Genomic DNA, 13,521 nt, shown 5'->3' with positions numbered 1-13,521 from the left:
TGCAGATTTGATGAATTTGTAGTAAAATAAGGCGAAAACACTTTCAAACTTAAGGAGTATATTACACAATATGAAAAAATTGTCTAAAACCGCCTATGGCGGTGTCGCAGGGAAAGATTACCTCCCTTATGAAGATGGACGCAAAAAGAGTGCTGGCAACCCAGTTGTAATTGTTATTGGTATTATTTTGGCCATTCTTTTCGCAGCATCTACTGCCTATTCAGGAATGCGTGCTGGTTTAACAGTAGCTGCAGGTATCCCAGGGGCTATTCTTGGTTCAGGACTCTTGTCAATTTTTATCCGTAAAAATAACTTCCTGATGAAGAATATCCTCCAGTCAATGGCAACTGGTGGTGAGTCAATTGCCTCAGGTCTTATCTTTGTCTTACCAGCAGTTATCCTTATCGGACAACAAGTCTCTTTCTTTGAAGGTGTAATTGTTGGTGTTTCTGCGGTTCTTGTATCTCTTGGTATTTTGTCATTTGTTCAAGACTATCTCTTAGTTGAAGAACATGGCACACTTGTTTATCCCGAAGCAATGGCAATTTCGGAAACGCTTGTTGCTTCTTCAACAGGTGGTAACTCACTTAAATACATGGGTATCGGTTTCGGTGTTGGTGGTCTTATTACTGCATTCACTTCAGCAGTTTTTGGTGTTGTGAACAACGTTGTAAGCTATACAAACGAAACATTCTATAAATGGAAACTTGAAATTGAAGTAAATCCAATGCTTGCTGCCATCGGCTTTATTGTTGGGCTTGAGGTTGCAGTAATGATGTTTGCTGGTTCAATCCTTGCTAACTTTGGTATCGCTCCATTGATTGGTTACTTCTCAGAAATGGCTGGAAACGGTCATCATGTTTGGAATGACCCATCTACTCCAATCCAAGCTATGAATTTTGCCGCAATCTCTGGATCATATGTTAAATACATTGGTGCGGGGATGATGATTTCAGGTGGTATGATTGGGGCAATTCGTCTTATCCCAACAATCATTAACTCTGTTAAAGCAACACTCGATGGACGTAAAAATGCCGAAGCTGGAGAACGTGATTCACTTGGTATCTTTGCTATCCTTATTGGTATTGTTGCAACATTTGTTGTTGGCTTCATTATCTCTGGTGGGAACATAGCCATGACTTTCCTTGCTGGTATTCTTTCAATCGTTCTTTCAATGTTATTCATCATCGTTGCAGGACGCTTGACAGGTACAATCGGTACATCTAACTTGCCAGTATCTGGTATGACAATTGCCTCTCTTGTTATCCTGACTCTTGTTTTCTTGACAATGGGTTGGACATCAAGTGCAGACCTTAAATCACTCTTGCTCTTCGGTACCTTCATCGTTGTAGCGATTTCAGTAGCTGGTGGTTATACACAAGCTCAAAAAGTTACTTTCATCACTGGTGGTAATAAATATGAAGTACGTCGTTTCTTCCTTGTTGCTGCTGTTCTTGGTGTTGTAGTGGTAACAGGTGTTATCGTATTACTTCGTGATCAATTAGCTTTAACGGGTGATGCAGCTCAGTTCGCCTTACCACAAGCAAACTTGATGGCAACTTTGACTGATGGTATCATCGGTGGAGAACTTCCATGGCATATGATTATTGCTGGTATCGTGTTTGGTATTATCCTTTACATGATTAAAGTTCCAGTTATGACATTTGCGATTGGTTTCTACCTTCCAATTTCAACAACGTCAATTATTCTTATTGGTGCTTTAGTTCGTATTTTGGTGGAAGTTCTTGGTAAAAAAGATACAGAAGCTGTTCAAGAAGAACGTATGTCATCAGGTGTCTCTTTATCGTCAGGTTTAGTTGCCGGTGCATCAATTATTGGTTTGTTGGGTATTATCCTTCAAGTTTCAGGAGTCGTAACTCCAGGAACACCTACGGGATTTGTAGGTTCTAACGCCATGGCTTGGGTACTCATGGTTATCTTAATCATTGCGATTGTAGCACCATTGATGTCAATCAAGAAAGCTCCGGCTGCCGAGAAGTCAGATGAGTAATAAAAAGAAAAAAGATGATATTTCAGATGAAAATCTGAATATGATTTTCCGGAAAAAAGATAAAGTGTTATTTGAATGGCACGAAGGTCGGATTCGGATTTATAAAGATCAAAAACATTGGACACAAAATCTTATGCGTAAGATGGGGGCGAAAATACCTCAACGTACGTACATGTCTTTGGATGAATATGGTACACTTGTTTTTAGCATGATCGATGGTAAAACAACTGTAAAGGAAATAGGAGAAGCACTAAGTGCACAGCACGAGGAAGCCTCTCAACAACTCTATGAGCGTCTTTTCCTGTACCTTAATCATTTAGAATCTGTCGAAAGATGGATTGAGATTGTTGAAAAAGGGGAATAGTCTCCTTTTTCTTTTTTTGATAAAAATTTTTCATGAAGAAGAAGTAAGTCTTTTTGAAAAAAGCTTAAATTTTATTTAAAAATAGTTGAAAGATAAAAATAGAACTATAAAAACCTTTATTATTATGATATAATGGGGTGTAAAACTAAAAATTAATTAGGAGAAAACTATGGCTCGCGAATTTTCACTTGAAAATACTCGTAATATCGGTATCATGGCTCACGTCGATGCCGGTAAAACAACTACCACTGAACGTGTCCTTTACTATACTGGTAAAATTCACAAAATCGGTGAAACTCACGAAGGTGCATCACAAATGGACTGGATGGAGCAAGAACAAGAACGTGGTATCACTATCACTTCTGCTGCGACAACTGCCCAATGGAAAGGCAACCGTGTAAACATTATTGATACACCAGGTCACGTGGACTTCACAATCGAAGTACAACGTTCACTCCGTGTTCTTGACGGTGCAGTAACTGTACTTGATGCTCAATCAGGTGTTGAACCACAAACTGAAACAGTTTGGCGTCAAGCAACTGACTATGGAGTTCCACGTATCGTTTTTGCTAATAAAATGGATAAAATCGGTGCTGACTTCTTCTATTCACTTTCTACATTGCACGATCGTTTGGGCGCTAACGCTCATCCAATTCAAATCCCAATCGGATCTGAAGAAGACTTCGTGGGTATCATTGACTTGGTAACTATGCGCGCAGAAATCTATACTAACGACCTTGGTACAGATATCCGTGACGAAGAAATCCCAGCAGAATACATGGAACAAGCTGAAGAATGGCGTACAAAACTCATCGAAGCTATCGCTGAAACAGACGAAGACTTGATGGAAAAATACTTTGCAGGTGAAGAAATCACTGAAGCAGAGTTGAAAGCCGCTATTCGTAAAGCAACAATCAACGTTGAATTCTACCCAATGCTTGCAGGTTCTGCCTTCAAGAACAAAGGTGTTCAAATGATGCTTGATGCGGTTATTGATTACCTCCCAAGCCCATTGGACATCCCTGCAATCAAAGGTGTTAACCCAGATACAGACGAAGAAGACGAACGCCCAGCATCTGATGATGCTCCATTTGCGGCTCTTGCCTTCAAGATCATGACTGACCCATTCGTTGGACGTCTTTCATTCTTCCGTGTTTACTCAGGTACATTGGATGCTGGTTCATACGTCTTGAATACTTCTAAAGGTAAACGTGAACGTATCGGACGTATCCTCCAAATGCACGCGAATACTCGTCAAGAAATCCAAACAGTTTATGCTGGCGATATCGCCGCTGCTGTTGGTTTGAAAAACACTACAACTGGTGACTCATTGACTGACGAAAAAGCACGTATCATCCTTGAGTCTATCGAAGTTCCAGAACCAGTTATCCAACTTTCTGTTGAACCTAAATCAAAAGCTGACCAAGATAAAATGGGTGTTGCCCTTACTAAATTGGCTGAAGAAGATCCAACATTCCGCGTTGAAACAAACGTTGAAACTGGTGAAACAGTTATCTCTGGTATGGGTGAGCTTCACCTTGATGTCCTTGTTGACCGTATGAAACGTGAATTCAAAGTTGAAGCTAACGTTGGTGCACCTCAAGTATCATACCGTGAAACATTCCGTGCAGCTACTCAAGCACGTGGATTCTTCAAACGTCAATCAGGTGGTAAAGGTCAATACGGTGACGTATGGATCGAATTCACACCGAACGAAGAAGGTGCTGGTTTCGAGTTTGAAAATGCTATCGTCGGTGGTGTGGTTCCACGTGAATTCGTACCAGCCGTTGAAAAAGGTTTGGTAGAAACTATGGCTAACGGTGTCCTTGCTGGTTACCCAATGGTTGATATTAAAGCTAAACTTTATGATGGTTCATATCACGATGTCGATTCATCAGAAACTGCCTTCAAGGTTGCGGCTTCACTCGCTATGAAAGAAGCTGCTAAGACTGCACAACCTGCAATCCTTGAACCAATGATGAAAGTTGTTATCACAGTTCCTGAAGAAAACCTCGGAGATGTTATGGGTCACGTAACAGCTCGTCGTGGACGTGTAAACAGCATGGAAGCACATGGTAAATCACAAATCGTTAATGCATTTGTACCACTTGCTGAAATGTTTGGTTATGCAACTACTCTTCGTTCATCTTCACAAGGTCGTGGTACATTCATGATGACATTTGACCACTACGAAGATGTACCTAAATCAGTACAAGAAGAAATTATCAAGAAAAACGGTCGCGGTGGCGATGCTGAATAATCTTTGATTATTTCAACTAATAAAAAAGCAATATCTTTAAGGTATTGCTTTTTTTATTTTGAATTATTCGAAAATATATCCCAGATACTGTAATTTTTATGATTAAATTTGAATGCTTTGCTTGATTGTTCGGTTTTTCTACGTTATAATTAAACCAACAAAAAGAAAAGGGTGATTAATATGAAAAGAAACGAACGTTTAGTGGACTTTACTAATTTTTTATTGAACAGACCCAATAGAATGTTGAATCTGAACGAAATTAGTAAACGCTATGAAGTAGCCAAATCCTCGATTTCTGAAGACCTTGTTTTTATTAAGCGTGTCTTTGAAGATCAAAATATTGGAATTGTCGAAACTTTTCCTGGAAGTTTAGGAGGCGTACGTTTCACACCCTATATATCTGATGAAGTTTCTCGGGATCGTGCGTTGGAACTTGCGGACCTTTTGCGTGAAGAAAACCGTATTTTACCTGGAGGTTATATATATCTTTCTGATATTTTAGGTCACCCTGCTAATCTAAAAAAAATTGGTCAAATTATTGCTCATGAGTATTGTGATAAACAAATTGATGTCGTGATGACAATTGCGACAAAAGGGATTCCGATTGCACAGTCTGTAGCGGAAATTTTAGATGTTCCTTTTGTTATTGTTCGACGTGATCCTAAAGTTACAGAAGGGGCAACTTTGAACGTGAATTATATGTCAGGTTCAAGCAGCCGTGTTGAAAATATGACACTTTCTAAGCGGAGTTTATCGATTGGCCAAAGTGTATTGATTGTAGACGACTTTATGAAAGGAGCTGGAACGATTAATGGCATGAAGAGTCTTGTTCACGAATTTGATTGTTTCTTATCTGGTGTGGCTGTCTTTCTGGAAGGGCCTTTCAAGGGAGAGCGGTTGGTAGATGATTATAAATCAATCCTCAAGGTAGATCAGATAGATGTTGCCCAGCGGACAATTGAAGTAGAGCTAGGTAATATATTTGAAGAGAAATAAAGCAAACAAGCAAGGTGTTATTGATTTAAGCTTTGATATCGTATTGTTACTAAAGTCACTATTTGCCTTAGGCGAAGTTCTTGGTGGTATTTTTCTTTTCTTTATTACACCTGAGCGCATGTCTGGTATTGTGGGCTGGTTTACTCGAGGAGAATTAAAAGAAGATCCAAGCGACTTTATAGCTCATTTCCTATTAAATTTGGGGTATCATTTTACTGTTAGTACACAATACCTTGCTGCTGTTTATCTTCTAGTACATGGTTTAATCAAGCTTGTGACTTTGGTGCTTTTATGGAAAAAGATTCTTTGGGCGTATCCATTATCAATTTTGGTTTTTTTATGCTTTATTGTTTACCAACTGACGGATTATTTGCAATATCATTCTAATTTTATGCTTTTTGTCTCAGTTTTTGATGTTTTGCTGATTCTCCTTACCTACCTAGAATATAAAAATATGAAAAAAACTTTGTCTATCTAGACAAAGTTTTTTTATTAGTTAAGGGTAGAAATTTTATTAATTGGCCACACACGGAACATGGTTCGACCAACAATATCAGAACGTTTAAAGGTTCCTACTGCTCGACTGTCTCTCGACACAATACGGTTATCCCCTAAGAGAAGATACTCTCCCTCAGGTACTTTAATCGTAAAGGTTGGATTGCCTGTTGCATCCGTGGTAAAGGCTTGAGCTTGTTGCGCAAGTTGAACAAAGTAAGCGCGATTGGCTTCAGAGAGTTCAGAAGTCAAAGCGTAATTTTGATAAGTCTTTTCGAGTTCATTATTAGAAAGCTGGTTTTTAAAGTCTGCCAAGTAAGGCTCATCAGTTTTCTTTCCATTGATGTAAAGTTGATCTTTATCAAATTTAATCTCATCACCCGGCATACCAACCACACGCTTTACAACGTCTTTTGTTTCGGTTTGCCCATTTACTGTTTCTGTTTCTTTAGCAACTACGATATCAAAGCGGTTAATGCTTGCAGTTTTAATAAGAACCAGGCGTTGTTTATCAGCTAAGTTTGGATCCATTGAATGACCATCAACAACGACAAGTGACCAGATAAAGATACGTGAGAGGATTGCGATAGTGATAATTGCGATAAAGATGCCCCATTCTTTAACGAATCGTGTGAAGGCATTGGGTTGTTTGTTTTGTGTGGTATTTTCCATATTTAACTTTCTATATTTGAGCTATGTTTATTGCTTTCTTCGTGTTAGCAAAATGTAATTTTGCATATCTTTTCAAGGACTCAGAACCGTTTTGACGTATTAGCTTTGCAGCTACTTGGTCAGAAGCTGCTCCGGCGCCGCTTGGTAACTTATACCCTGCTTCTAGAGAAAGAGCTTTGAGATTTTCTAGAAAGAGGTAGCGGGCAATAATAGAGCTGCAAGCAACGGCTAAGAATTGGTCTTCAGCCTTAGGTAAAAGGGTAACTTTACCGTTCACTTTATTTTGCTCGGCTAATAAATATTTTTGGTAATTTTTTTCAGTCGTAAAGGCATCAACAATTATATATTCAATACTTTCTGAAACACGTTTTTCGAGGAGATAAATAGCTTGGTTATGCAAGGCTACTTTGATACTTACAGCATTGTAACCTGAATCAATGACTTGGTTATATTTTGTGGGTTCAACAATCAAAGGCACATGTGTGATATTCTCCATTAATTGAGGAGCAATTTGATAGATTTTTTCATCGGTAACTTTTTTAGAATCGGCGACACCGAGCTTCTTTAATAAAAGTACATCTTCAGTATTGACAAAACTTGCCACAACGACTAAGGGACCAAAATAAGAACCATTGCCGACTTCATCGGTACCGATTATGTTCTCTTGTTGCTGTGGACGTGATGAAGCAGTATGCCCAAATTGTTGAGCGATACGTTCAGCATCCTCTCCTTGAAAGACAACTTTTCCTGACGTATATACAGAAATAGTAGCTTTAGGTAGCTTTGCATAAAAAACAATATATTGGTTTTTTGATGCCTTCTTATATTTGTCGAACTTAAGAATAAGTCTATCTAACATTTTGGAGTCTAAAGTAAGAACTACATTCATGGTAATAGTTTAACATAAAAGCAAAAAAATTAAAAATGAATCTTGACAAGACTTGACATATGTGGTATTATGATAAACGGTATTGTTTACCCCATTTTTGTGGCCCCGGAAACCCAAAAATATTTGCAGGACTCTTACACCTGCCGTAAACAAATTCTAAGTAAAGGAAACTTAACCCAAATGATGAAAACAACATTCATGGCTAACGCTTCAAACGTTGACCGTAAATGGTACGTGGTTGACGCAACTGATGTACCTCTTGGTCGTTTGTCAGCTGTAGTTGCTAGCGTGCTTCGCGGTAAAAACAAACCAACTTTCACTCCTCACACAGATACAGGTGATTTCGTTATCGTTATCAATGCTGATAAAGTAAAACTTACTGGTAAAAAAGCAACTGATAAAGTTTACTACCGTCACAGCCTTCACCCAGGTGGATTGAAATCAATCACTGCTGGTGAACTCCGTGAGAAAAACGCTGTACGTTTGATTGAAAAATCAGTTAAAGGTATGCTTCCACACAACACTCTTGGACGTGCTCAAGGCATGAAACTTAAAGTGTTTGTTGGTGGTGAACACACACACGCAGCACAAAAACCTGAAGTTCTTGATATTTCAGGTCTTATCTAAGGAGGGAACGCACTAAATGGCACAAGTACAATATGCTGGCACAGGACGCCGTAAAAATTCAGTTGCTCGTGTACGTCTCGTACCCGGCACAGGTAAAATCGTAATTAACAAACGTGATGTAGAAGACTACATCCCACAAGCAGCACTTCGCCTTGTTATCAACCAACCATTTGCAGCTACACAAACTGAAGGTAGCTACGACACACTCGTAAACGTAAACGGTGGTGGTGTATCAGGTCAATCAGGAGCTATCCGTCACGGTATCGCTCGTGCATTGCTTGAAGTGGATCCAGACTTCCGTGGTGCTTTGAAACGCGCTGGCTTGCTTACACGTGATGCTCGTATGGTTGAACGTAAAAAAGCTGGTCTTAAGAAAGCCCGTAAAGCTTCACAATTCTCAAAACGTTAATCTGTTTCAGATATATCAACGTTTCGAACAATTATTTGGTGGAGATTGGTGTAACATTCAATCTGCTACAATAAATACCAAAAAGACACCAGAGTTTTACTGGTGTCTTTTTGGTATTTATTGTAGCAGCTCCATTTAAGCAATATTTATCATAAAGACCGTCTTAATACGAATACTAAGAGCGGAGTAAGATTTCGAAGAGTAAAAGTACCCCTAGGAAGGGGCTCTATTTTTAAGATTAGTATTCAATTGATTTAATCTTTTCGTTTGACTCTAAAAGAGTTACCAGTGATGCAAGTTCATAAGTTTTGGGTAAGCTCAGATATAGATCAGTTTTCAAACAATTATTTGATTTTTTTCAACTTTTATACTCAGGATTTTGATATGTTCATTTTTCATTTGTTTTTGCAACAGGCGAAGACCTTCAGTATCTTCTAATTGAACAATAAGATGATTGCTTGTTGTTGTTTTTATCCACCGATAATTTTGATGTAAAATAATTTGAAAAAGTAAAATGAGTAAAGTAGCTACAATACCTATAAAATATAATCCAGAACCAATAGCCATACCAATACCAGAAGTTGCCCAAATGCCAGCAGCGGTGGTTAAGCCTCGAACGGATTGATTGTGAACAAAGATCAGTCCTGCTCCTAAAAAACCAATTCCGCTTACAATTTGAGCAGCAATTCTGGAAGGATCAAGATTGATCCCATGAGTGCTAATGATGTCCATAAAGCCGTATTTTGAGACGATAATCATCAAGGCAGCACTCAAAGCAACAATTAAATGAGTACGTGTGCCAGCATTTTTATAACGGCTATTTCTTTCATAACCAATAGCATAGCCACAAATTCCTGCTAATATTAAACGAATCAACCAATCAATTTGTGTTAAGAAAGTAATTTGCATAAAAATTCCTCCTTGTCATTTAAAACCTACCTTACATTATATCGCTATTTTAATAAGAAAAACAGTAATTTTTATAAAAAATGAATAACTTATATTGGACTAAATATATATAGTATATTCTCTGTAGAGGTGGAAAGTTCAAGCGTTTTTTTACACAATAGTAAATTAATGTCTAGCACACGTTCAATATTCAATCAATTTTGGTATAATTGGATGAACAATATTATTTTATAGAGGATTATTTTAGGGAGAAATATTTTATGTCACTTGCGACAATTTATAGTTTTATTGGAACACTGATAACGATTAACACGGTGCTTGCCCTTGTGACGATTTTTCGTAAACCGAGGTCTATTGCCAGTATTTTGGCTTGGTTTATGTTCTTAGTTTTTTTACCAGGTATTGGATTTCTTGGCTATCTTTTCCTAGGACGAGGACTTGATCGAACAACAACACGTCGTTTTGAAGAAGAAAACAAATACAACCTGTCCATTCTTGGCCAAAGAGTTCATGAAAACAATGAAAAATTTGGGCCCAAAGATATGACCCCCCACGAAAAATTACTTAAAAGGTATTTTAATAATATGGAGCGAACACCGCTTTGTCGTGGGAATAATGTACAATTTTATCTAAATGGCGAAGATAAATTTTCAGCTTTGTTTGAAGATATAAAAAATGCCAAAGACAATATTCATGTAGAATACTATGCATTTTTTAATGACAAAATTGGAACTGCTTTTCGTGATCATTTGATTACGAAAGCTAAAGAAGGTATTGAAGTAAGGGTGGTTTACGACCCGTGGGGAGGAAAAACGAAAAAAGATTTCTTTAAACCATTAGAGGAAGCCGGCGGGAAAGTTACAGCCTTTATCACTTCGCGTAATGCACTAATGAAAACGCGGCTTAACTATCATTTACACCGTAAAATCGTAGTGATAGATGGTCAAATTGGCTGGACTGGTGGTTTTAATGTTGGTGATCAATATATTTACAATAGTAAAAAGTTTGGTTTCTGGCGTGATACACATGGCAGAATTGTTGGTACAGCAGCTTTCGGTCTTCAAGAAACGTTTATTCGAGATTGGAATGTTTCCGTTAAAGACCCTCGAGAGAAACTTGAACGAAAAGATACATATTTTGTGGTACCAGAAGAAGAGGGGAACATTGATATCCAGATTGTGGCTAACGGTCCAGAAAATGATAATAAAACCTTAAGAACAGGTTTTATTAAAATGATTATGGATGCAGAAGACTATATTTGGCTTCAATCGCCTTATTTGATACCTGACGACTCTATGATAACGGCACTTATTGCAGCGGCGAATTCTGGTGTTGATGTAAGGATAATGATTCCCGATATGCCTGATCATCCATTTATTTTTCGAGCAACGCAGTATTACGCAAATTATCTGCATAAACAAGGCGTAAAAATATACAATTATACAAATGGCTTTATACATTCTAAAACTCTTGTAATGGATGGAAAATTAGGTGTTTTTGGTACAACTAATCAAGATATACGCAGTTATGAATTAAATTTTGAGATAAGTGCTTTTTGCTATGATGAAGGAGTAGCAGAGGAGATGAGAAAGACTTTTGAGGCAGATTTGAGAGATTCAAGTCTACTTACAGATGAAGAAATTGCTCAACAATCCCTCTGGCTTAAAATCAAGCAAAACTTTTCACGATTACTGAGTCCAATATTATAGAATAGAAAACCAGCCCCCAAAGTGTCTGTTTTTTATAGTCTTTAAACGTGACAACGGCGGGGTTTTCCGAACGAGTGTAAAAAAAAGGGAGAAAAATCACAGTTTATTCTTGACAGAACAAAGTGAGTTTGATAGAATATAATAGTTGTCGCGAGAGAGCGTATCTCTTACGAGAGCGATAGACCTTTGAAAACTGAATAAAGTAGAATGACTATATGCGAGAAGTTAACTTCTTGTATACCAACTGTCAATTCAATAATGAAAGACAAAACAACAGCCAGTTCATTTGATGAACTAAATTTAAATGAGAGTTTGATCCTGGCTCAGGACGAACGCTGGCGGCGTGCCTAATACATGCAAGTCGAGCGATGATTAAAGATAGCTTGCTATTTTTATGAAGAGCGGCGAACGGGTGAGTAACGCGTGGGAAATCTGCCGAGTAGCGGGGGACAACGTTTGGAAACGAACGCTAATACCGCATAACAATGAGAATCGCATGATTCTTATTTGAAAGAAGCAATTGCTTCACTACTTGATGATCCCGCGTTGTATTAGCTAGTTGGTAGTGTAAAGGACTACCAAGGCGATGATACATAGCCGACCTGAGAGGGTGATCGGCCACACTGGGACTGAGACACGGCCCAGACTCCTACGGGAGGCAGCAGTAGGGAATCTTCGGCAATGGGGGCAACCCTGACCGAGCAACGCCGCGTGAGTGAAGAAGGTTTTCGGATCGTAAAACTCTGTTGTTAGAGAAGAACGTTAAGTAGAGTGGAAAATTACTTAAGTGACGGTATCTAACCAGAAAGGGACGGCTAACTACGTGCCAGCAGCCGCGGTAATACGTAGGTCCCAAGCGTTGTCCGGATTTATTGGGCGTAAAGCGAGCGCAGGTGGTTTCTTAAGTCTGATGTAAAAGGCAGTGGCTCAACCATTGTGTGCATTGGAAACTGGGAGACTTGAGTGCAGGAGAGGAGAGTGGAATTCCATGTGTAGCGGTGAAATGCGTAGATATATGGAGGAACACCGGAGGCGAAAGCGGCTCTCTGGCCTGTAACTGACACTGAGGCTCGAAAGCGTGGGGAGCAAACAGGATTAGATACCCTGGTAGTCCACGCCGTAAACGATGAGTGCTAGCTGTAGGGAGCTATAAGTTCTCTGTAGCGCAGCTAACGCATTAAGCACTCCGCCTGGGGAGTACGACCGCAAGGTTGAAACTCAAAGGAATTGACGGGGGCCCGCACAAGCGGTGGAGCATGTGGTTTAATTCGAAGCAACGCGAAGAACCTTACCAGGTCTTGACATACTCGTGCTATCCTTAGAGATAAGGAGTTCCTTCGGGACACGGGATACAGGTGGTGCATGGTTGTCGTCAGCTCGTGTCGTGAGATGTTGGGTTAAGTCCCGCAACGAGCGCAACCCTTATTACTAGTTGCCATCATTAAGTTGGGCACTCTAGTGAGACTGCCGGTGATAAACCGGAGGAAGGTGGGGATGACGTCAAATCATCATGCCCCTTATGACCTGGGCTACACACGTGCTACAATGGATGGTACAACGAGTCGCCAACCCGCGAGGGTGCGCTAATCTCTTAAAACCATTCTCAGTTCGGATTGCAGGCTGCAACTCGCCTGCATGAAGTCGGAATCGCTAGTAATCGCGGATCAGCACGCCGCGGTGAATACGTTCCCGGGCCTTGTACACACCGCCCGTCACACCACGGAAGTTGGGAGTACCCAAAGTAGGTTGCCTAACCGCAAGGAGGGCGCTTCCTAAGGTAAGACCGATGACTGGGGTGAAGTCGTAACAAGGTAGCCGTATCGGAAGGTGCGGCTGGATCACCTCCTTTCTAAGGAATATAAAAAAAGATGTTGTTCTACTTTATTCAGTTTTGAGGGGTCTATAAAGACCAAACAAGCAGTCTTTTGATGCAAGATAGAGAAGATTGCGTTGAGAGAAGGGGCCTTAGCTCAGCTGGGAGAGCGCCTGCTTTGCACGCAGGAGGTCAGCGGTTCGATCCCGCTAGGCTCCATAAGATACGACAGTATCTTGTCAACGAAGACGTTAAAATAGGAATTGATCATTGAAAACTAAATAACAATATCTTATAACGATAAATAAACCGAGAAATGGTAAAACATTTCTGTAAAGCTGCGAATTATTTTAAATAGTTCGAAAAA

10 protein-coding genes, 1 tRNA gene, 1 rRNA gene and 1 pseudogene are annotated in these 13,521 nt (G+C 39.5%); 10 read left to right on the top strand and 3 right to left on the bottom strand.

Going from position 1 to position 13,521, the window contains the following annotated elements; translation table 11 throughout:
• Positions 1 to 70 precede the first annotated feature (70 nt).
• The 5 genes from J0J36_RS09930 (at position 71) to J0J36_RS09910 (ending at position 6,109) form a co-directional block, all read left to right on the top strand.
• Positions 71 to 2,011 (top strand): OPT/YSL family transporter, encoded by a 1,941-nt coding sequence (locus J0J36_RS09930; protein WP_003133548.1) that lies wholly within the window; start codon positions 71 to 73, stop codon positions 2,009 to 2,011.
• Positions 2,004 to 2,375: a PqqD family protein gene (locus J0J36_RS09925; protein WP_003133546.1), complete on the top strand. Its 372-nt coding sequence runs from the start codon at positions 2,004 to 2,006 to the stop codon at positions 2,373 to 2,375. The genes J0J36_RS09930 and J0J36_RS09925 overlap by 8 nt, the downstream gene beginning before the upstream one ends.
• Positions 2,376 to 2,544: 169 nt before the next feature.
• Positions 2,545 to 4,635 (top strand): elongation factor G, encoded by a 2,091-nt coding sequence (gene fusA / locus J0J36_RS09920; RefSeq protein ID WP_019292792.1) that lies wholly within the window; start codon positions 2,545 to 2,547, stop codon positions 4,633 to 4,635.
• 180 nt (positions 4,636 to 4,815) lie between these two features.
• Entirely contained in the window at positions 4,816 to 5,631 is an 816-nt protein-coding gene (gene purR, locus J0J36_RS09915) for a pur operon repressor (RefSeq protein ID WP_019292793.1), read from the top strand.
• Positions 5,618 to 6,109 carry a DUF2127 domain-containing protein gene (locus tag J0J36_RS09910; RefSeq protein ID WP_046401282.1) on the top strand — a complete coding sequence of 164 codons (492 nt, stop codon included), beginning with the start codon at positions 5,618 to 5,620 and terminating at the stop codon, positions 6,107 to 6,109. The genes purR and J0J36_RS09910 overlap by 14 nt, the downstream gene beginning before the upstream one ends.
• A gap of 14 nt (positions 6,110 to 6,123) precedes the next feature.
• Here the strand turns inward: J0J36_RS09910 and lepB are convergent, their stop codons facing one another.
• Both lepB and rnhC read right to left on the bottom strand, forming a co-directional pair.
• Positions 6,124 to 6,798, bottom strand: a complete 675-nt coding sequence (gene lepB / locus J0J36_RS09905; RefSeq protein ID WP_153925488.1) for a signal peptidase I — start codon at positions 6,796 to 6,798, stop codon at positions 6,124 to 6,126.
• Between the two features lie 10 nt (positions 6,799 to 6,808).
• Positions 6,809 to 7,687, bottom strand: coding sequence for a ribonuclease HIII (rnhC, locus tag J0J36_RS09900; RefSeq protein ID WP_019291500.1), 879 nt, complete (start codon positions 7,685 to 7,687; stop codon positions 6,809 to 6,811).
• Between the two features lie 180 nt (positions 7,688 to 7,867).
• Here rnhC and rplM point away from each other — a divergent pair, with 180 nt between their 5' ends.
• Both rplM and rpsI read left to right on the top strand, forming a co-directional pair.
• Positions 7,868 to 8,314, top strand: a complete 447-nt coding sequence (rplM, locus tag J0J36_RS09895) for a 50S ribosomal protein L13 (protein WP_003133539.1) — start codon at positions 7,868 to 7,870, stop codon at positions 8,312 to 8,314.
• 16 nt (positions 8,315 to 8,330) lie between these two features.
• Positions 8,331 to 8,723 (top strand): 30S ribosomal protein S9, encoded by a 393-nt coding sequence (gene rpsI / locus J0J36_RS09890; protein WP_003133537.1) that lies wholly within the window; start codon positions 8,331 to 8,333, stop codon positions 8,721 to 8,723.
• Positions 8,724 to 8,961: 238 nt separating this feature from the next.
• Here the strand turns inward: rpsI and J0J36_RS09885 are convergent.
• Positions 8,962 to 9,632: pseudogene (locus J0J36_RS09885) on the bottom strand (MgtC/SapB family protein).
• Positions 9,633 to 9,892: 260 nt separating this feature from the next.
• Here J0J36_RS09885 and cls point away from each other — a divergent pair.
• From cls to J0J36_RS09870, 3 genes are all read left to right on the top strand, one after another.
• Positions 9,893 to 11,341 (top strand): cardiolipin synthase, encoded by a 1,449-nt coding sequence (gene cls, locus J0J36_RS09880; protein ID WP_019291487.1) that lies wholly within the window; start codon positions 9,893 to 9,895, stop codon positions 11,339 to 11,341.
• 300 nt (positions 11,342 to 11,641) lie between these two features.
• Positions 11,642 to 13,190 (top strand): 16S ribosomal RNA (locus tag J0J36_RS09875).
• Between the two features lie 110 nt (positions 13,191 to 13,300).
• A tRNA-Ala gene (locus tag J0J36_RS09870) sits at positions 13,301 to 13,373 on the top strand.
• Positions 13,374 to 13,521: the final 148 nt, after the last annotated feature.

The sequence above is a fragment of the Lactococcus sp. LG1074 genome (assembly GCF_017309525.1).
GTDB lineage: Bacteria > Bacillota > Bacilli > Lactobacillales > Streptococcaceae > Lactococcus > Lactococcus petauri.
Note: the sequence above shows the minus strand (reverse complement) of the source record. Positions and strands in the feature narration are given on the sequence as shown.